Below are 18332 nucleotides of genomic sequence, written 5' to 3' on the forward strand. Positions count from 1 at the left end.
CTCCCTCTGCTCAGGCCTGCAGCGCCGTCCACATCTCCTTGTCGCGCGCGGCGGTCCAGATGCGCGGATGCACGATGCCGGAGGCTTCGTCATAGGCCCGGGTGACGTCGAAGGGCAGGCAGTGTTCGTAGATGAAGACCTGGCCGAACTTGGGGTCCATCAGCGAACGGGCGTGGGCCATGGCTTCTTTCAGGCCCATCTTCGCGGCCACTGCTTCGCGCCCGGCGCGCAGCAGGGTGGAAACGAAGTCGCGGGTATAGGCGATGCCCTGCTCGACCTGTTCGCGCCCACGCAGTGCCGGGCCGCGTCCCGGGACCAGCGCCTCGGCCTGCAGCGCCGTGAGTGCATCGAGGGTGGCCGGCCATTGTTCCAGCTGGGCGTCGCCGCAATAGCAGGCGGCGTCGTACTCCACCAGGTCGCCCGAGAACAACACCTTCTGCCCGGGAATCCAGACCACCGTATCGCCCTTGGTATGGCCCGCGCCCAGGTGGGCGATCTTCACTTCCAGCTTGCCCATGAAGATGCTCATCTCGCGTTCGAAGACCATGGTCGGCCAGGTCAGACCGGGTACCGTCTCCACCCCGGCGAACAGGCGCGGGAAGCGTTCGATTTCGGATTTCATGTCGGCCTCGCCGCGCTCGACGATCATCTCGTAGGTGCCGCGGCTGGCGATGATCTGCTCGCCGCCTTCCTGCCGGTAGGCCGATGCCCCCAGCACCCGCACCGCGTGATAGTGCGACAGCACCACGTACTTGATGGGCAGGTCGGTGATGCTGCGGATGCGGGCGATCAGGTCCTGCGCCATGGCCGGTGTGGCGGTGGTGTCGATCACCATGACGCTGTCGTCGCCGATGATGACGCCGGAGTTGGGATCGCCCTCGGCGGTGTACGCGTAGGCGTTTTCCGAGATGCGTTCAAAAGTGATTTTCTTGGCGTCAAGATCCGCCTGGGATGCAAATGCCTTGGCCATGTCTGCCTCGTTCAAATGGGTGGGACGTGCATGGACATGGCTTGCGCCATCAGGGGATGTCTCCGTCCACGTCGTCATGGATCAATGGGGGTCAAACGTTCTTGTTGTTGCCTGGTGTGAGCAGGTTGATGGCATCTTAGTCATGGCGATTTAATTAGTCAATATCAAATGGACTTGTTATGAGTTAATGACATTTTTGTTTGCTCGCCGACATCTGACGTTCTTGCCATGGCGACATGGATTAGAATCCCGACCTGGCCTAGTGTGGCGGGGGCGCTGATGTCCGGCCCGATTTGGGCTTCCCTGCCGCTGTGCCCGTATGCTTTTTCAGTATTCGATTTTTCCCATGAGCCAACGCAATCCCCGATGAGTGCAACCCCCGTCAAGCCCCAGCGCGGCATCCAGAGCGTGGAAGTGGCCGGTCGGCTGTTGCAGGCCCTGGCACAGACGCGCCAGCCCATGCCGCTGGTCGAACTGGCGAGCGCGGCTGCGCTGTCCTCGGCACAAGCCCACACCTACCTGGTCAGCCTGTTGCGGCTGGGACTGATCAAGCGCACCCCGGCAGATGGTCGTTACGAGGCCGGCCCGCTGGCGCTGCGTCTGGGCATGGCCCGCCTGGCCCAGGAGCCGGCCTACCAGCTGGCCTTGCCACAGGTGCAGCAGCTGAGCGAAGACACCGGCCTGAGCGTGGCGCTCACCCTGCCTACGCCGGAAGGCCCGACCATCGTCCACTACGCCCATGCCGGCAAGCCGCTGCACGTGAACCTGCATGTGGGCACCGTGATGGCGCTGGCCGATACCGCCACCGGTCGCACCTGCTGCGCCTTCCAGCCGGTGACTGCATGGCAGGCGCAATGGGAGGCCCAGCACCCCGGCGCGCCCAGGTCGCAATTGAAGCAATTCCTCGAAACGCTGGATGCCATCCGCAAGCGCGGCATGGAACGCGCCGTCGATGTCCCCAGCCCGGGCGTGACCAGCCTGTGCATGCCCTTGCTGGATGCCGCCGGCCAATTGCAGTTGCTGCTGACCGTGATCGGCACCAGCGGCGTCATCGATGCCGGCTGGCGCGGTGCCGTGGCGCGGCAGTTGCGCACCTGCATCGGGGCCATCGGCCACACGCTGGCTGGCGTCGGCGGGGAGTCCACCGCATGACGCGCCTGCAAGACATGCCCGACGAATCCGATGACGGCGCCAAAGCGCAGGCCCAGCGCGGCATCCAGTCGCTGGACAGCACCGGTGCCCTGCTGGAAGCCCTGCTGGAAGCGGCCCGTCCGCTGCCGCTGGGCGACCTGGCGCGACTGGCTGGCATGCCGGCGGCCAAGGCCTTCCCGCATCTGGTGAGCCTGCAGAAGATCGGCCTGCTGGCGCGTGATGCCCAGGGCAATTTCTTTCCCGGGCCATTGAGCCTGGAACTGGGTCTGGCGGCCCTGCAGCGACTCTCGCCGCTGCGCGAGGCCGAGGCCGAAGTGGCGCCGCTGGTCGAGGCGACCGGCCTGTCGGTGGCGCTGGCGGTATTCGGCCCGCTGGGGCCGACCGTGGTGCGGCTGGAAGAATCCTCGCGCCCGCAGCACGTCAGCCTGCGCATCGGTACCGTGCTATCGATGGTGCATACCGCCATCGGTCGCGTCTGCGCAGCCCATCTGCCGGCCGACATGCTGGCCGGCGCGCTGGCGATGGATGCGATCCGCATGGAAGGTGCGCAGGTCGACACCGTCCTCCACACCGACGGCGGCCTGCGTCACGACTACGCGGTGCGCCTGCGCCAGATCCGGGCGGACGGCATGGACCAGGCGCTGGGCCGACCGGTGCCGGGCATCAATACACTGGCCGCACCGGTGTTCAACCATGCCGGCCAGCTGGCGCTGGTGATGGCGGTGATGGGCAGCAGCGGCAGCTACGATACGGACCTGGCAGGCGAGGTGGCGCAACTGCTGGGCACCTCGGCAGGCAGGGTGTCGTGGCGCCTGGGCGCGATCAAGGCCGGATCAGGGGCTGCGGCCGGGCGTTGAGGCCGGCGCTGTTCAGGAGGAGGGGCTGCGGTTTTCCAGGATGGCCTGGACGCGCCGCATCAGGGTTTCCATCTTGAAGGGTTTGGTCAGCAGCTGCATGCCAGGTTGCAGATGGCCATTGCCAAAGGCCGCATTTTCCGCGTAACCGGTAATGAACAGCACCTGCAGATCAGGCCGTGCCGCCCGCGCCGCATCGGCGACCTGGCGGCCATTGAGTCCGCCTGGCAGGCCGACGTCGGTGATCAGCAGATCGATGCGCGCGGCCGACTGCAGGATGCGCAGCGCCGTCGGGCCATCCTCGGCCTGAAGCGTGGTGTAGCCGGCCTCGTCCAGGACTTCCACCGCAAGCATGCGGATCGAAGCCTCGTCATCCACCACCAGCACCACTTCGCCGCTGCCGGCCGTATGCGGCGGCTCGTGGACCTCGGGCTCCTCGTTTTCGGCATCCAGGTCATGGCGCGGCAGGTAGAGCGACACCGTGCTGCCCTGGCCGACTTCCGAATACAGCCGCACCTGGCCACCCGACTGGCGTGCAAAGCCATACACCATCGACAGCCCCAGGCCGGTACCTTCGCCGATGGGCTTGGTGGTGAAGAAGGGGTCGAAGGCGCGCGCCAGCACATCCGGCGGCATGCCGCTGCCATTGTCGGTCACCGCGATGCAGACATACTGGCCCACCGGCAGGTCGCGTTCCTGGGCCCACTTGTCGTCCAGCCACTTGTTGGCGGTCTCGATGGTGAGGCGGCCACCATCGGGCATGGCATCGCGCGCATTGATGCACAGGTTCAGCAGGGCGCTTTCCAGTTGTGGTCCATCCACGAAGGTCGGCCACAGGCCTGCCGCACCCACCACTTCCAGCGTGATGGCCGGGCCGATGGTGCGGCGGATCAGTTCTTCCATGCCACCGATGAGGGCATTGACGTTGGTCGGCCGTGGCGCCAGCGTCTGCCGCCGGGCAAAGGCCAGCAGCCGTTGCGTCAGCGAGGCGGCACGTTGTGCGCTGCGCGCGGCCAGGTCGATGTAGCGGAACAGTTCCTCGCCGCGCCCCTGGACCAGGCGCACACGCATCAGGTCCAGGCTGCCGGAAATGCCGCCCAGCAGGTTATTGAAGTCATGCGCCAGGCCACCGGTGAGCTGGCCGATGGCTTCGATCTTCTGCGAGTGACGCAGCGCCTCTTCGGTGGCCATCAGTTCCCGCGTACGGGCGCTGACCTCGGCCTCCAGTGATTCGTTGATCTCGCGCAGGCGCGCCTCGCTGGCTGCCAGCGCCTGTTGATCGCGGATGCGGTCGAAGGCCGCGCGCGTCTGCTGGCAGACCTCGCGCACGATGGCCAGTTCGTTGTCGGTCCAGGTGCGCGGTGTATGACTGCTGACATAGACCATGCCCACCAGTTCGCCCTGTTCGATGATGGGGACGTCCATGAAGGCCGCCACGCCCAGCGCCAGGTGTTCGTCGGCAATTTCCGTGGTGCGGGCATCGCGTCCGACATCGCCCACCAGCACCACGCTGCCGCTGCGCAGCGCGCGCCGGATGCGCCGCTGGTCGTGCAGCGTCAGCGCCTGGCGGGCCTGGGCGTCGTGCTGGAAACTCCAGTGTCCTTCCACCTGTACCTGTTGCGCCGGGCCCAGTCCCTGGTAACTGGCCCAGCGCACCGTCAGGGTTTCGCCGATGATCTGGGCGGTCGCGGCGGCGATGCTCTCCAACGATGTGGCGGCGCGGATCGCCTCGGCCAGGCGGAACAGGGCATGCTGGCGGGCTTCGCTGTTCTTGCGTTCGGTGACATCGCGGGTGGTGCCGGCCACCGCCTCGACTTCGCCATCCGGACCCAGCACGGGGAAGATGATGTAGTCATAGATGCGCCGTCCGAAGGTACCGTTGAAGGGCACGTCGCCGCGCACCGGACGCTTGGTGGCGCGCACCTGTTCGATCTCGCGGCTGTGCATCTCGGCATGCCAGGGCTCGTAGCCCAGTTCCAGGCAGTTCTTGCCGATGGCCTCGTCCCAGGTCTTGCCCCACATCTGCAGCAAGACCCGGTTGGCGTAGGTGAAGCGATGGTTCAGGTCCCAGGCATAGGCCAGGTCGGGGGTAGTGGAGAGGAAGCTCTCGTAGAAGCGGCGCCGCCGCTCGGAGTCGCGCGTCAGGCGCGCCAGTTCGGCCACGGCTTCCTTCTGTGCATGGATGTCGGTGGAGGTGCCATACCAGTGCAGGATGGGCGGGCCGTCCGCGCCCAGCTGCGGCTTGCCGCGCGTGAGGAACCAGCGGTAGCGGCCCTGGGCATCGCGGATGCGATGTTCCACCGCCAGTTCACGGCAGTCGGCGCGGGCCTGCTGCCAGGCCTCCACTGTCAGGGCGTGATCATCCGGATGTACGTGTTGCTCTACCAGGGCAGCGAAACTGCCGAGGCCAGTCTCCTGGTCGGCCTGGCCCACATACGTACGCCACTGGTCGTTGACGAACTCTAGGTCGCCCTCGGCGTCGGTGATCCAGACGATCTGGGGGATGGCGCTGGTCATCAGCTGGAAGCGGGTCTCGCTTTCATGCAGCCGGCGTTCCGATTGCTGTTGTTGCTGCTGTTGCTCCTGCCGTTGCTGCCGCGTGCCGGCGCGCAGGCTGACCGACAGCCCTTGCGCGCCGCTACAGCAGATCACTTCGTAGGATTGCGGCTGGCCGGGCGGGGTGAACAGGAATTGCCGGCTCAGTCCGTCTGCCGCGGTGGCGCGCAGCGGCGCTTCCAGCACACTCCCCGCCAGCGCCGGGCAGGCCTGCCAGAGCAGGGCACCATTGAGCGGGTGGGTGACCGGTGCCAGCAGGGCCAGGGCGGCATCGTCGGCGAAGACCACCTGCCAGTCCTTATCCACGGCCAGAAAGGCCGCCGGTATGCGGGCCACGGGCAGCGGCGATCCTGCGCAGGAGGACGCCGTATCGGCAGGGCAAAGCAGCGGAGTGGGAAGCCTGGAGGACAGCTTGAACATGGCGCACCTTGATTTCTGGTTACGCCAGATTGTAGATGAGCCATGCGCCGGATGCTGTAGGACAACAGGCAGACTTGCGCCTGGGGCCCCGGATATCGAAGTACGGCCGTCATCGGGCAGCGCGCGAAGTGCACGTGCTTGCCGCCGAGTATTGTTGCGAGCCGGAAAGCCGCGTCATATCAGGCATTTCCTGATCTTGGCAGAGGCCGCTCGCCGCTATAATAGCTGACCGAATGACAACACAACCGCGGCCAGCACCCCGCGCGCCCGCCTCCAGGTGCGCGGCGCGATGCAGGGTGAACCCGACAGGGCACAGGATGGCTCCTTCCTCATTGATGAGCATATTGCGCCGCTACTGGCGCGTGGACTACGACCAGCCCGAACTGGTGGTCGCGCAATACCGGGCATTTTCCGGAAAGATGCCCATGATGTACCTCATCCTGCTCATCAACAGCTGGGCGCTGGCGTACACCTATCTGGACCTGGCGCCGCACTGGCTGGGCCTGTACTTCCCGGCCCTGCTGACGGTGCTGTGCGCCACGCGCCTGAGCTTCTGGTGGCGCGGACGCCATGTCGATCCCACGCCGGGCATGGCCGCCCGGGCGCTGCAGCGTACCAATATCCTGGCCGCGCCGATCGCCTTGAGCTTCTCGCTGTGGTCGATCATGCTGTTTCCCTATGGCGACAGCTATGCCCAGGCGCATGTGGCCTTCTACATGGGCATCACCGTCATCTGCTGCATCTTTTGCCTGATGTATCTGCGCTCGGCCGCACTGTCGGTGGCCTTGATCGTCAACGGCATCTTCACGCTCTTTTTCATCTCCACCCACATCCCGGTATTCGTGGCGGCCGCGCTCAACGTGGTCCTGGTGACGGTGGGCATGCTGGCCATCGTCAACAGCCACTACAGCGATTTCACCCGGCTCATCGATGCCCAGGTCAAGACCGCCCTGCTGAGCAATGAAAACCTGCGCCTGGCCAACCTGGATTCTCTGACCCAGATTCCCAACCGTCGCAAGTTCTTCGCTCAGCTCCACCAAATCTGCAGCCGCGCCACCGCAGACGGCCAGCGTTTCTCGCTGGCCATTCTCGACCTCGACGGTTTCAAGGCTGTCAACGATCTCTACGGCCACACCCACGGCGACCAGTTATTGAAGGAAGTCGGACAGCGCCTGTCGGCGCAGTGCCAGGACGAGTGCTTCCACCTGGCGCGCCTGGGCGGCGACGAGTTTGCCGTCATCATTGATGCCGACCTCGGCGACCAGGCCTTGCAGGCCTTCGGCACCCGCATCTGTGCCGCACTACGCCGCCCCTTCGTGCTCTACAAGGCCACCGTGCAGATCGCCGCCTCGGTCGGGGTGGCCAGCTTTCCGGACATGGCCGTTGATGCCACTTCGCTCTATGAGCACGCCGACTATGCGCTCTACCAGGGCAAGCGCGAACGGCGCGGCACCATCACGTTGTTTTCCGAACGCGACAAGGCGCAGATCCAGCGCAATGCCAATATCGAGCAGGCCCTGCGCCTGGCCGATTTCGAGCGCGAACTGTCGGTCTTCTTCCAGCCCATCGTCCGTCTCGGTGACTGCCAGCCGATCGGCTTCGAGGCACTGGCGCGCTGGCACAGCGCCGTCAAGGGCGCGGTTGCACCGTCGGAATTCATTCCCGCGGCCGAACGCATGGGCATCATCAACCAGTTGAGCGTGACCCTGCTGAAGAAAGCGCTGCAGGCCGCTGTCGCGTGGCCCGACACGCTGCGCCTGTCCTTCAATCTCTCAGCCAACGACGTCAACACCAGCGAAGGCATGGCCGAGATCGTGAAGGTCATCACGCACTCCGGCTTCAGCCCCAGCCGGCTCGACCTCGAAATCACCGAGACCGCCGTCCTGCAGGATCTGCAGAAATCGCGGCAGCTGGTCTCGGCCCTGCGTGCGCTGGGCTGCGGCATCACACTGGACGACTTCGGCACCGGCTATGCCAGCTTGAGCCACCTGCATGCGCTGCCGCTGACCCGCATCAAGATCGACAAGAGCTTCGTGGCCGATATCGAGCATAACCAGGTCAGCTACAAGATCGTCAAATCCCTGCTGGCGCTCACACATGACATGCAGCTGGCCTGCGTGGTGGAAGGCATAGAAACGCCGCAGCACCTGCAGCGCCTGCGCGAACTGGGGGCGCTGTATGGCCAGGGCTACCTGTTCGCCATGCCGCTGCCGGCGGCCCAGGTCGAGACCTGGCTGCAGCAGCCGCGCCCGGCCTGAGCGGGCAGGTTCACTCGCGCAAGGGTGCTAGCCTGGTCGCCGCGCGGCGTCGAAGTCCATGCCGCTGGCGCGGTAGATTTCCCGCAGGGCATCGAGCAGATGCGGATCGGAGGTGTTCACCAGCAGCAGCGCTTCGCAGGACCAGAACACCTCCTGCCGGCCGGCGCCCACGTTCGGATCATCGCGCTGGGTCAGCCTGTCCATCCAGCTGCTGTCGAAATGGACATCGGTTTCCTTGTATTCGAGGATGAAGTTGCCGCTGGACGGTCCCGCCTCGTCGTCGATCACCCGCAATTCCATCTGTTCGGCCGTCAGGCCGCGCTCGCGCAGGGCGTCATAGGCCTGCTGCGCCAGCACCAGCGTGGGAAAGGGAAAAGCCGCTACCGTCGCTTGCTGTGTCGTCATCTTGGCGTGCTCCTCATCGATGGGCGCGCTCAGACCTTGGCCTTCTGGCCCGGCGTGGCCGAGCGCAACAGGAAGTCACGCGTCACCGTCGGCAGATGATTGAGCATCCAGCTGCTCATGGCCTTTTCCTGTTCCAGGATGCCCATACAGATACGCTCGGTCTCGGCATCGCCGGCTTCGCGCGCGGCCGAGATCAGCGCGGTGTAGCAAGCGATCTCCAGGTTCTCGAAGACATAGCCGGCGATGGCGCCCTTGACCACTTCGTCATGCTGGGTCATGCCGCCGGCTGCCTGGGCGAAGGCCATCATGCGGCCGGCCATGTCCTTGAGCGTAGAGGTGCTGCCATCCCTACGCTGGATGCAGCTCTCGATCTGCGACTGCTGGCCCAGGGTTTCCTGCAGGTGTGACTCCAGTCGCGCCTTCAATTCGGGATAGTGTTCGATACGACTGGCTTGGGCCTTGAGCATCTGTTCAGCCTGCTGTTCCATCGCGTGGGCATCCTTGAGCCAGGCCAGCAGGTTGTCGTTGAGGTCGGTCGTCATGGCGTTCTCCTGATTGTCGCAGGGTGGGGGGCACGAGGGCCCGCGACCGGCTTGGCGGTCACGGGCCAGAGAGGGCAGACAGGGTCGGTCAGGGGCGCTTGGCCTTGAGGTTCATGTCCGGATCGGCCGAGCCGATCTCGGCCCCGGTCAGCGGCTCGCCATCCTGGGCCGAGGCGGTACGCGCGGCCATCTGATCCAGCACGGCCTGGTCATCGGCGCTCAGCTCTACGCTGGCCTGACCATCGCCACCATCGACCGGGGTCAGAGCGTCGGCCCCGTCCAGACGTTCCCACTGCTTGCCGTCATTCCAGGGGCCGGTCTGTTCACCCAGGCCTTGCGACAGGTTGACATAGACCTTGGAGAAGCGCGGATCGCCAGGCAGCTTGCCAGGCGGGAAGTTTGGGCGGATCGAATAGAGCGCCTTTTCGAAGGACTTCTGATGCGCGATCTCACGCGTCATCAGGAAGCCCAGTGCTTCCTTCACGCCCGGATCGTCGGTCAGGTTGATCAGCCGCTCATAGACAATCTTGGCGCGCGCCTCGGCGGCGATATTGGACCGCAGGTCGGCCGTCGGCTCGCCGATGGTATCGACATAGGCCGCGCTCCATGGCACCCCGGCCGAATTGACCAGCGGAGCGCCCGCTCCGTACAACACCTGGGTGATGTGACTGTCGTTGCCGGCGCCAGTGATTTCCTTATAGAGCAGGCCTTCCTCTTCCACGCCTTCGGCCAGCTTGCCCTTGGCACCCTTGTTGAGCATGACCACGATATTGCCGATCACTTCGAGGTGGCTCAGTTCTTCGGTGGCGATGTCGAACAGCATGTCCTTGCGACCGGGATCGTCTTCGGCGATGGCCTGGGTGAAGTAGCGGCAGGCCGCCGCCAGTTCGCCTTGCGGGCCGCCGAACTGTTCCAGCATCAGATTGGCCAGGCCGGGATTGGGTCCGGCGACGCGTACCGTGTATTGCAGGCGCTTGTTGTGGGCAAACATATCGGTCTCCTTGTGGGTCCGGGTTGAACGAGAGGGATGGGAATCGCTCGAGAGTCGAGAGAAATCGAACGACACAACCCGATGCTAAGAGCGGGGTGCTCAGCCATACCATCGGGTGGAGCGGAAAACATGCGGTGATCGCTCACGCTCAACGGTGTCGGACATCCTTAGCGCGACAGCGCCATGGACGAGGTGCGGGAGGATTCATGCTTGATGTTTCCAGTGGAGGCGGGGGCAGGGAGACGGCCGGCGTCGGACGACTACAGGGTGTCGATTCAGTGTTCGTCCGATGGGAGCAGCGGGCGGGTCCCGCTAGACTTCATCCATCATCGCGCGGTGCCGTGACCCCGGACCGCCCCGGCCTCCCGGCACCTCTTTCCCTACCGGATACCGAAGGACATGCATGCTCAAGAAAGTGGAGTATCCCCTGCCGCCGCCCGCTTCGCCGCTCTCGGCGGCGACTGCGCCAGCGCTCGCGCCTGAAGAGGCTGCCGCGGCACAGCTTCAGGCGATGCGCCTGAGCTGGCCGCTGGTGATGTTGATGGTGTTGCTGACGGCGACCGCCATGGGCTGGTGGGCCGCGCGGGATGAGCGCATCTGGCTGGCCTATTGCGGTGGCATGGCAGCGGCCGCGGCGACGGCTGCCGGTACCTTGCCGCTGCTGTTCTCGCGCCGCTTTTCTCCCCGTCTGGCAGATTGCTGCACCGGCTTCGGTGCCGGCGTGATGCTGGCGGCGTCGGTCTTCTCGCTGATCCTGCCGGCACTGCATACGCTGCAACAGGGCGGCGCCGGCCAGACCCAGGCCAGTCTGGTCGCCGGTGCCAGCGTGCTGGGCGGTGCCGCCCTGGTGCTGCTGCTGCAGCGGGCCGGACAGGGGCATGATGAACTGGCCCGGCAGGCGGCCCTGCGTCGCGTGTGGCTGTTCGTGCTCACCGTGGGCCTGCACAACCTGCCGGAAGGTATGGCGGTCGGTGTGGCCTATGGTGGCGTGGCGCCGGAACAGGCCTCGGTGCTGACCTTCGGTATCGCCCTTCAGGATATCCCCGAGGGCATGATCGTGGCCACCGCGCTGCGTGGTATCGGCTATTCCCGCGCCGACGCCATTGGCTGCGGCATTCTCTCGGGGCTGGTCGAACCGCTGGCGGCGGTGGCCGGCGCGGCGCTGGTGGCCTGGTCCTCGACCCTGCTGCCGTGGGCGCTGGGGGCCGCTGCCGGTGCCATGCTGTTTGTCCTGGCGCACGAGGTCATTCCTGACCCGCACAGGCGGCGCCACGCCTTGCCGGCGACCTGCTGCCTCATCATCGGCTTCGTGCTGATGATGGTGATGGATACCGCGCTTTCCTGAGGTGTGACCATGAGTGGCCATGATCATCCATCCGCCAGTGACCCCGGTGCAGACCGCGATGTCGGGCTGCCGCCGCTGCCGCCGGATCCACAGACCCTGACCTATGTGGAGCTGTGGAACGGCGCCGAGATCCTGATCAGGAAGGCAGGCGAGGAAGTCAGCGGTTCGCGCTGGGTATTCCTGTCGGCGCTGCTGATGTTGTCCTTCTGCCTGGAGGCGTATCTGGACCATGCCGGTCCGCTGTTGTTCGGAGCCGCCTGGCGCGAGGGCAAGGCCGCGCATGCCGCCAAGGATGCCAAGCTCCGCTTGACCCTGGTGTGCGCCGCCTGTGGTGTGCAGCTGGAAGCCCGGCATACCTATCGCACCGTGGCGCTGACCCTGCTGGAACTGCGCGCCAGCCTGGGTCAGGCCACGCAGTTGCGACTGCCGCAGGGCAAGGCCATAAGAGGCGCCGGCAATACGCCGCCCGCTCCGGCCTGGGCCGCGTATTGCCGGCGCAATGTAGTGCTGGACTATCGCGCCCAGCTGCGCCTGCTGCTGGGCAAGCTGCATGCCCGTCTGCCCGCGGACGGACGCGGACCGCTATCGATCTGACGCGGGATTTTTTCTGTGCCGGCGGCGGCGATGCGCCCCGGCGCCTGTGCACTGGCACAGCTCATTGACTACCAACGACCAAGGAGTTTCCATGTTCCATCACCGTCGCCGCGGCCTCGCCGCTTCCTGCCTCGCCTTCCTCGTGTTCTCGCTCGGCAGCGTGGCCGCGCATGCCGATGAACCGACCCTGAGCATCCTCGAACCCAAGAGCGGCGAGACCGTCACCAGCCCCTTCCGCATCCGGCTGGCGGCCCACGCGATGACTACCCGCCCGGCTGGCAAGCTGGTCGAGGGCAGCGGACATCACCATATCCTGATCAACCATGCACCGATCGGCAAGGGCGAAGTGATTCCCCATGACGACACTCATCTGCATCTGGACCAGGGCCAGACCGAGACCATGCTGACCCTGCCACCCGGCAAGTACAAGATCACCGCCCAGTTTGCCGACGGCGAAGACCATTCCTATGGCCACATGATGGCGCATGGCATCAACATCACCGTCAAGGACAGCAAGTGAGCAATGCGCCTTGCGCAAGGGCGTCATGAAAAAGTCCCCATCTTAGGCAAGCCGCCCCCGCCACGATATCGGCGTAGCGCCCGACGCGAGGGTGGCGAGGGCTGTCAGCGATGCCAGCCTCCCTGAAGAAGAGCCGATGCCCGGCCATGGCCGGCACGGAACAAATGCAGCGCCACGCACTCCATTGCCTGTCCGCGCCGGCGGACCGACATGGTGTAGACCGGTACAGGGCGGCTCGAGATGACAGCAGAACAGGGAAGTCAGATGAAGAAGAGACAGGCGCTGATTGAAGGGGTGAATCGGCTCAAGGCCTCGCATGAACAGGCGGCCGGCATCCTGCAGGCCATCGTGCATGACGCGGTACGCATGAGCAAGGGCGGCGATGCGCTGCCCGAGCGCAAGGATTTTCGCCGTTACCGACGTGCGATCAAGGAATTGAAGTTGCAGTGCCTGCAGGTGGAAATGGTGCTGGCCGAGTTCGACCGTGAAGAGTGAGCGTTGCCGTTGATCGATGCGCCTGCATCGATCCATCGCAGGGTGATTCACCTGCGCACACTGTGAAGAAGGCCGCCGCATGGGAGTGCGGCGGCCTTCTTGTGCTTGTCCGGGTGAGCGGTCTGCGGCGGGCGCTTGCAGCTGCCTACAGCTGCGGGCTGTTTTCCCGCATGTCCTGGTCGGAATAGTTGCCCCCTTCCGGCTTGTTCTTCGAGGCATAGTCGTCGCTGTCGCCGGGGGCGTGCTGCTTGCCGCTGTCGAGCATGTCACGCTCGTTGGTGCCGCTGCGCGGATTGCGCTGGCCTTTGAGGTCTTGCGGGCCGGAGGTGTCGGCCGGATGGGTGTGGGGGTTGAGGGCATCGGTCATGGTGGTCTCCTGTCAGGGATGAAGTCGGGAAGGCGACGCGGGCTTGGCCGCGCCACCTGATCAGGCTAGCAGGGCGGAGGCCTGGCGTATGTCGGCCGTTGCCGCGAGCCGGCGCGCACGGCGCCGACATCCTTGCGGGAATCGCGGAGGGGGCAGCCTGGGCTACCGCGCTCATCAAGCCTGGCTGACGTGTCCGACAGCCGCTGCCCACACGCCTTGGCGGGGCGCACTGATGGCCGGCGGACGGTGGCGCCACTAGTCTGGGGTTTCGTTCTGTAGCTGAAGCAGTCGCTGCAGCTGTTCATTTCCCGGAGCAAGGAGACCCCAATGTCCATCGAATCCAGCTTGCCTACCCGTGCCAATCCCAGTCCCGCGCAGTCCAGCCGACAGGCGACAGCACAGCCGGCACGTGGCGATCACATCGAAAATCGCGAAACCAGCACCGACCATGCCAACAAGGAAATCGCCAAGCCCGAGTTCGATATCGTGCAGGACGATGCCCGCGCACCGCGCTGAGCCACCACCGGAGGAGAACCCATGCGCGCCTTGCTCTACCATGCGGCCCACGATGTGCGGGTCGAAACCGTCGCCGACCCGATCCTGCAGGAGGCCGACGACATCATCCTCAAGGTCACCGCCACCGCCATTTGCGGCTCGGACCTGCACCTCTACCGGGGCAAAATCCCGGCCATGAAGTCGGGCGACATCCTCGGCCATGAATTCATGGGCGTGGTGGTGGAGGCCGGCCCCGGCGTGAAACGCCTCAAGAAGGGCGATCGTGTGGTGGTGCCCTTCGTCATCGCCTGCGGCCAGTGCTTCTTCTGCGACCAGCATCTCTATGCCGCCTGCGAAACCACCAACCCGGACCGGGGGGCCATCATGAATGGCAAGGGCATCCGCCCGGGGGCCGCCATGTTCGGCTACAGCCATCTGTACGGCGGCATGCCGGGCGGACAGGCAGAATACGTGCGCGTCCCCAAGGCCGACGTCGGCCCCATCCGCATCGACTCGGCGCTGGCCGATGAACAGGTGCTGTTCCTGAGCGATATCCTGCCCACTGGTTACCAGGCGGTGAAGAATGCCGGCGTGCGCGAAGGCAGCAGTGTGGCTATCTACGGCGCCGGTCCGGTCGGGCAGATGGCAGCCGCCTGCGCGCGCATGATGGGCGCGGAAAAGATCTTCATGGTCGATCACCACGACTACCGGCTGCGCTTCGCCGTGGAACAGTATGGCGCCTTGCCCGTGAACTTCGATCAGGTCGATCCGGGCGAGTACATCATTGCCAATACCGCCGGTCGCGGCGTGGATGCAGTGATCGACGCAGTGGGCTTCGAAGCCAAGGGCAGCGCCCTGGAAACCGCGCTGACCACCCTCAAGCTCGAAGGCAGCAGCGGCCAGGCGCTGCGTCACTGCATCGCCTCGGTCAGGCGTGGCGGCACCCTCAGCGTACCGGGGGTCTATGCCGGGTTCATCCATGGCTTCATGTTCGGCGACATCTTCGAGAAAGGCGTTACCGTCAAGACCGGGCAGACCCATGTCCAGCACTACATGCCCGAACTGCTGGCGAGCATCGAGGACGGCTGGCTGCGCCCGGAAGCCTTGATCACGCACCGCCTGCCGCTGGAAGAGGCGGCACAAGGCTACCGCATCTTCAACGAGAAGCGCGAGGAATGTCGCAAGGTGGTGCTGGTGGCTTAAGGGGGGAGCGTCGGGGGGCTGGCGGCCGGGCATGCCGGCCACCACTCCGCGCGGGCGGGCTGACCGGGTCAGCCCGCCTTTTTTTGTGTCCGCTTGGTGACCGGCGTTGCCTCGCCGGTGGCACCGGCTTCGCCCAGCAGCAGATTGGTCATGATGTCGGCGATGGCACCGACGTCGCGCACGTCGCCCAGGTGCTGGTTGATGGTGAAGCCATCGAAGGCCATCCAGATCACGTGCGCCAGCAGGTCATTGCGCACCAGATGAGCGCGCTCCGGCGGCAGCGATTCTCCGATGAGGCCGGTGAGGAAGGTTTCCACATCCATCAGCAGGGTATTGGGCTTGGTCATGCCCTGGGGCGACACGGCCAGGGCCTCGATCAAGGCATTGGCAAAGGAGTGGTCACTGGCCGGGATGTCGCCCCAGATGCCGGTGAATACGCGTCGCAGCCGTGAGCGCGGCGTACGGAACTTGCGCACCGATTCGGCCAGCGACTGCAGCTGCTGCTCCAGCCAGGGCTGGTAGATCTCGTAGAGGATGGCCAGCTTGGAATCGAAATACACGTAGAGATTGGCCACGGTCATGTTCGATGCCCGCGCGATCTCGGCCATGGTGGTCGGCGTGTAGCCCTTGCGGGAAAACAGGTCGAAGGCCGATTCCAGGATGGCCTCGCGCATTCCGCTCTTCTTGATTTGCGCCACGATTCCTCTTGCGTGCTGGTAATGAATGGCGTGGATTCTAGCACGCAAGCTCTTTCCTGCCGTCCCCCAGCGCCGTCTTGCCGTTTCCCCCAAACGGTGAATCGTATAAACCATATTCGCTTTTGAGCACGGTATTGGTGCGAATCGCCCGTAACGCCGGGGGGTGTGGCGGGCCTTTGTCATGTTGTGGTGCAGCACGCCGAGGCTGGCTTGGGAGCCCTTTTTTACCTGTCCTTGAAATCGATCAAAAACGCTTGACATTCATTTTTGGCGAATACAGAATGACATTCGTTATTAGGACGCATCTGTTCCTTGGCCCGCTCCGAGCGGGCCTGCCATCCACGAGTGAGGGAGCTCATGAACAAGGTCATCAAGCTGCATCTGCACGATCGCTATCCGGAGCTGGGCAAGGGTCCCGTTTCCGTCGAGCCATACATTTCCACCGCCTACTACGACAAGGAGCAGGCGAAGATCTTCAAGAAGACCTGGCTGCACGTGGGACGGGTGGAAGAAATCCCGGAGGCCGGCGATTACTTCGTCAAGGACCTGGACGCCTGCGAAGCCTCCATCATCATGGTGCGCGACAAAAAGGGCGGTATCAATGCGATGCATAACGTCTGCTCGCACCGCATGAACCAGATCGTCTATGAAAAGCGCGGCCAGGCCCGCAAGTTCTTCTGCAAGTTCCACGGCTGGGCCTACGATCTGCAGGGCAACCTGACCGGGGTCCCGGAAGAGGGTTCCTTCTTCGATCTGGACAAGTGCGAGCACGGCCTGTCGCGGGTGGCGTGCGAAGTGTGGCAAGGCTTCATCTTCATCAACCTGGACCCCCAGCCCGAGATGTCGCTGGCCGAGTTCCTGCAGCCCATGTTCGCCGATATCGAGGGCTATCCCTTCGACAAGATCACTACCGGCTTCCAGTGGACCACCGTGGTGAACTGCAACTGGAAGCTGGCGCTGGACGCGTTCCAGGAGGCCTATCACGTGGCCTATGTGCATGGTCATTCGATTGCCGACGCCATCGATACCGCCGAGGACGGTGCCATGCCGCCGCTGGATGCCCAATGCGGACAATTCCACCGGCGCCTGTCCATCGCCGGCAATCCCAAGTCGGTGTATGGCAATCCCAACGCCGTGACCGCCGGCGGCGAACAGGCCCGGCAGGCCATCGCCGACTCCGCTGCCCGCAAGCCGATCGCCGCCGCCGCGCTGCGCGCCGGCATGGGGGCGGCCAGCTATCACTTCCGCAAGGAAGACCTGCCCAAGGGCATGAACTGGACCGGCCATGCCAACTGGCTCTTCGATATCAACGTGGTGTTCCCGGACTTCTACCTGTCGCTGCGGCCGAACTACTTCCAGGCCTACAACTTCCGGCCGATCTCCCAGGGCAAGACCTTGCTGGAGGCGCGTGTGTACTACCCGGAAATGAAGACCGCCGGCGGCCGTTTCTACCTGGAATACATGAAGGTGGCCCTGCGCGACGTCCTGCTGGAAGACCTGAGCACGCTGGAGCGCACCCAGACGGCGGTGCAGACCGGCGTGAAGAAGGAAATGATCCTGCAGGACTATGAACTGCTGGTGCGTCACGGCGCCCACGTGGTCGACCGCATCGTCAATGAAGAAACCAAGGTCTGAGGAGCCCTTCGCCATGAATTCGCCGCAACAAGCAAGACCGCAAGCTGCCGTCACCCTCCCGGAGCGGTTTGCGCACCTGATGCCTTTCAGCCACTGGAGCCTGGCCACCGAGACCGAGCGCACCCGCATGCGCAACACCAGCGAGTTCGCCGAGATCGTGGCCTTCAAGGACGCCATGCTGGTCGACGTCGATGCCATCGTCGCCTATCTCAACGGTTTCGAACTGGATGCCATGCCCGCCCCTGAGGCGGCGCTGATGCACATGCTGCTGTCGCTGGCCGAAGTGGCACCGGCCGTCGAGGCCTACCAGCAACCGGGCGTGATCGATGGCTACGAGTTTTCGCGCTTCGTGGCCGACGAGAAATTCGTCATGCGCCCGCCGATCTGAGCCGGCCCTTTATCCCAACAGGAGTTTTCATGGCCAAATGCAGAGTGTTCGCCATCGACGATAACCTCAAGGAAATCGTGGCCGATGGCTTGTATGGCAAGCACATGTTTGGCGCCACCATCAGCGTGGCGGTGGTCAAGTTCGTGGCTGCCCAGGGCCGTGATCTTCCGGCCAAATCGCACAGCCACGGTGAGGAAGCCTCCCTGCAGCTGGTGGGTGCCTGCTCGGTATTCGAGAGCAGCGACAGCGAGCAGACCGATCTGGAATCGAGGATGGAAAGCGGCGACGCCCTGATCATCCCGGCCGGGGTGCTGCACTATGGCAGCAACCGCTTCGGTACCGAGGGCGTGTCACTGCGGCTCAATGTGGTGACCCCGGCGCGCAAGGAATACGGTCCCGAGGACTCGACTCCGTACTACCCGCTCAAGAACAGGAGCAACTGAG

19 protein-coding genes are annotated in these 18332 nt (G+C 64.7%); 12 read left to right on the forward strand and 7 right to left on the reverse strand.

Annotated features, from left to right (window positions below):
• Positions 1–10 precede the first annotated feature (10 nt).
• The gene (locus VE092_RS00910) at positions 11–970 is read right to left on the reverse strand and encodes an MBL fold metallo-hydrolase (RefSeq protein ID WP_324872897.1); all 960 of its coding nucleotides are present in this window, start codon (positions 968–970) and stop codon (positions 11–13) included.
• 366 nt (positions 971–1336) lie between these two features.
• Between VE092_RS00910 and VE092_RS00915 the strand changes: the two genes are divergently transcribed.
• Together VE092_RS00915 and VE092_RS00920 are read left to right on the forward strand one after the other, a co-directional pair.
• A complete protein-coding gene (locus VE092_RS00915) occupies positions 1337–2122 on the forward strand; it encodes an IclR family transcriptional regulator (RefSeq protein WP_324872899.1) in 786 nt (261 codons plus the stop codon).
• Positions 2119–2979 (forward strand): IclR family transcriptional regulator, encoded by an 861-nt coding sequence (locus VE092_RS00920; protein ID WP_324872901.1) that lies wholly within the window; start codon positions 2119–2121, stop codon positions 2977–2979. The genes VE092_RS00915 and VE092_RS00920 overlap by 4 nt, the downstream gene beginning before the upstream one ends.
• Positions 2980–2991: 12 nt before the next feature.
• Here the strand turns inward: VE092_RS00920 and VE092_RS00925 are convergent, their stop codons facing one another.
• Positions 2992–5952 (reverse strand): PAS domain-containing hybrid sensor histidine kinase/response regulator, encoded by a 2961-nt coding sequence (locus tag VE092_RS00925; RefSeq protein ID WP_324872903.1) that lies wholly within the window; start codon positions 5950–5952, stop codon positions 2992–2994.
• Positions 5953–6269: 317 nt separating this feature from the next.
• Between VE092_RS00925 and VE092_RS00930 the strand changes: the two genes are divergently transcribed.
• Positions 6270–8210, forward strand: a complete 1941-nt coding sequence (locus tag VE092_RS00930) for a putative bifunctional diguanylate cyclase/phosphodiesterase (RefSeq protein WP_324872905.1) — start codon at positions 6270–6272, stop codon at positions 8208–8210.
• 27 nt (positions 8211–8237) lie between these two features.
• Here the strand turns inward: VE092_RS00930 and VE092_RS00935 are convergent, their stop codons facing one another.
• From VE092_RS00935 to VE092_RS00945, 3 genes are all read right to left on the reverse strand, one after another.
• Positions 8238–8615, reverse strand: a complete 378-nt coding sequence (locus VE092_RS00935) for a hypothetical protein (protein ID WP_324872907.1) — start codon at positions 8613–8615, stop codon at positions 8238–8240.
• Positions 8616–8644: 29 nt separating this feature from the next.
• Positions 8645–9157 carry a ferritin-like domain-containing protein gene (locus VE092_RS00940; protein ID WP_324872909.1) on the reverse strand — a complete coding sequence of 171 codons (513 nt, stop codon included), beginning with the start codon at positions 9155–9157 and terminating at the stop codon, positions 8645–8647.
• Between the two features lie 88 nt (positions 9158–9245).
• Positions 9246–10148, reverse strand: a complete 903-nt coding sequence (locus VE092_RS00945; RefSeq protein WP_324872911.1) for a manganese catalase family protein — start codon at positions 10146–10148, stop codon at positions 9246–9248.
• A gap of 511 nt (positions 10149–10659) precedes the next feature.
• Here VE092_RS00945 and VE092_RS00950 point away from each other — a divergent pair.
• The 4 genes from VE092_RS00950 to VE092_RS00965 all read left to right on the forward strand — a co-directional run bounded on the left by VE092_RS00950 (position 10660) and on the right by VE092_RS00965 (position 13102).
• Positions 10660–11493: a ZIP family metal transporter gene (locus tag VE092_RS00950; RefSeq protein WP_414653380.1), complete on the forward strand. Its 834-nt coding sequence runs from the start codon at positions 10660–10662 to the stop codon at positions 11491–11493.
• Positions 11494–11502: 9 nt separating this feature from the next.
• A complete protein-coding gene (locus VE092_RS00955; protein WP_324872914.1) occupies positions 11503–12087 on the forward strand; it encodes a hypothetical protein in 585 nt (194 codons plus the stop codon).
• A 91-nt stretch (positions 12088–12178) separates the two neighbouring features.
• Positions 12179–12607: a DUF4399 domain-containing protein gene (locus VE092_RS00960; RefSeq protein ID WP_324872916.1), complete on the forward strand. Its 429-nt coding sequence runs from the start codon at positions 12179–12181 to the stop codon at positions 12605–12607.
• A gap of 264 nt (positions 12608–12871) precedes the next feature.
• Positions 12872–13102 (forward strand): hypothetical protein, encoded by a 231-nt coding sequence (locus VE092_RS00965; protein ID WP_324872918.1) that lies wholly within the window; start codon positions 12872–12874, stop codon positions 13100–13102.
• A gap of 145 nt (positions 13103–13247) precedes the next feature.
• Here the strand turns inward: VE092_RS00965 and VE092_RS00970 are convergent, their stop codons facing one another.
• The gene (locus VE092_RS00970) at positions 13248–13469 is read right to left on the reverse strand and encodes a hypothetical protein (protein WP_324872920.1); all 222 of its coding nucleotides are present in this window, start codon (positions 13467–13469) and stop codon (positions 13248–13250) included.
• 327 nt (positions 13470–13796) lie between these two features.
• On the opposite strand from VE092_RS00970, the gene VE092_RS00975 reads away from it, so the two are divergent.
• Complete coding sequence (locus VE092_RS00975) at positions 13797–13985, forward strand: hypothetical protein (RefSeq protein ID WP_324872922.1); 189 nt, start codon at positions 13797–13799, stop codon at positions 13983–13985.
• Positions 13986–14006: 21 nt separating this feature from the next.
• Positions 14007–15167, forward strand: a complete 1161-nt coding sequence (locus VE092_RS00980; protein ID WP_324872924.1) for a zinc-dependent alcohol dehydrogenase — start codon at positions 14007–14009, stop codon at positions 15165–15167.
• Between the two features lie 68 nt (positions 15168–15235).
• Here the strand turns inward: VE092_RS00980 and VE092_RS00985 are convergent, their stop codons facing one another.
• The gene (locus tag VE092_RS00985; protein ID WP_324872926.1) at positions 15236–15865 is read right to left on the reverse strand and encodes a TetR/AcrR family transcriptional regulator; all 630 of its coding nucleotides are present in this window, start codon (positions 15863–15865) and stop codon (positions 15236–15238) included.
• Positions 15866–16222: 357 nt separating this feature from the next.
• Between VE092_RS00985 and VE092_RS00990 the strand changes: the two genes are divergently transcribed.
• The 3 genes from VE092_RS00990 to VE092_RS01000 are packed head-to-tail and all read left to right on the forward strand — an operon-like array spanning position 16223 to position 18331.
• Positions 16223–17500: an aromatic ring-hydroxylating dioxygenase subunit alpha gene (locus VE092_RS00990; protein WP_324872927.1), complete on the forward strand. Its 1278-nt coding sequence runs from the start codon at positions 16223–16225 to the stop codon at positions 17498–17500.
• 13 nt (positions 17501–17513) lie between these two features.
• Positions 17514–17888, forward strand: a complete 375-nt coding sequence (locus VE092_RS00995) for a hypothetical protein (RefSeq protein WP_324872929.1) — start codon at positions 17514–17516, stop codon at positions 17886–17888.
• A gap of 29 nt (positions 17889–17917) precedes the next feature.
• Positions 17918–18331 (forward strand): cupin, encoded by a 414-nt coding sequence (locus VE092_RS01000; protein ID WP_324872931.1) that lies wholly within the window; start codon positions 17918–17920, stop codon positions 18329–18331.
• Position 18332 lies beyond the last annotated feature (1 nt).

The sequence above is a fragment of the Herbaspirillum sp. genome, from assembly GCF_035644555.1.
GTDB lineage: Bacteria > Pseudomonadota > Gammaproteobacteria > Burkholderiales > Burkholderiaceae_D > Herbaspirillum.

Bases quoted from the DNA above. Each gene is read 5' to 3' on its own strand.
- VE092_RS00910 (WP_324872897.1), bottom strand. From the start codon at position 970: ATGGCCAAGGCATTTGCATCCCAGGCGGATCTTGACGCCAAGAAAATC.
- VE092_RS00915 (WP_324872899.1), top strand. From the start codon at position 1,337: ATGAGTGCAACCCCCGTCAAGCCCCAGCGCGGCATCCAGAGCGTGGAA.
- VE092_RS00920 (WP_324872901.1), top strand. From the start codon at position 2,119: ATGACGCGCCTGCAAGACATGCCCGACGAATCCGATGACGGCGCCAAA.
- VE092_RS00925 (WP_324872903.1), bottom strand. From the start codon at position 5,952: ATGTTCAAGCTGTCCTCCAGGCTTCCCACTCCGCTGCTTTGCCCTGCC.
- VE092_RS00930 (WP_324872905.1), top strand. From the start codon at position 6,270: ATGGCTCCTTCCTCATTGATGAGCATATTGCGCCGCTACTGGCGCGTG.
- VE092_RS00935 (WP_324872907.1), bottom strand. From the start codon at position 8,615: ATGACGACACAGCAAGCGACGGTAGCGGCTTTTCCCTTTCCCACGCTG.
- VE092_RS00940 (WP_324872909.1), bottom strand. From the start codon at position 9,157: ATGACGACCGACCTCAACGACAACCTGCTGGCCTGGCTCAAGGATGCC.
- VE092_RS00945 (WP_324872911.1), bottom strand. From the start codon at position 10,148: ATGTTTGCCCACAACAAGCGCCTGCAATACACGGTACGCGTCGCCGGA.
- VE092_RS00950 (WP_414653380.1), top strand. From the start codon at position 10,660: ATGCGCCTGAGCTGGCCGCTGGTGATGTTGATGGTGTTGCTGACGGCG.
- VE092_RS00955 (WP_324872914.1), top strand. From the start codon at position 11,503: ATGAGTGGCCATGATCATCCATCCGCCAGTGACCCCGGTGCAGACCGC.
- VE092_RS00960 (WP_324872916.1), top strand. From the start codon at position 12,179: ATGTTCCATCACCGTCGCCGCGGCCTCGCCGCTTCCTGCCTCGCCTTC.
- VE092_RS00965 (WP_324872918.1), top strand. From the start codon at position 12,872: ATGAAGAAGAGACAGGCGCTGATTGAAGGGGTGAATCGGCTCAAGGCC.
- VE092_RS00970 (WP_324872920.1), bottom strand. From the start codon at position 13,469: ATGACCGATGCCCTCAACCCCCACACCCATCCGGCCGACACCTCCGGC.
- VE092_RS00975 (WP_324872922.1), top strand. From the start codon at position 13,797: ATGTCCATCGAATCCAGCTTGCCTACCCGTGCCAATCCCAGTCCCGCG.
- VE092_RS00980 (WP_324872924.1), top strand. From the start codon at position 14,007: ATGCGCGCCTTGCTCTACCATGCGGCCCACGATGTGCGGGTCGAAACC.
- VE092_RS00990 (WP_324872927.1), top strand. From the start codon at position 16,223: ATGAACAAGGTCATCAAGCTGCATCTGCACGATCGCTATCCGGAGCTG.
- VE092_RS00995 (WP_324872929.1), top strand. From the start codon at position 17,514: ATGAATTCGCCGCAACAAGCAAGACCGCAAGCTGCCGTCACCCTCCCG.
- VE092_RS01000 (WP_324872931.1), top strand. From the start codon at position 17,918: ATGGCCAAATGCAGAGTGTTCGCCATCGACGATAACCTCAAGGAAATC.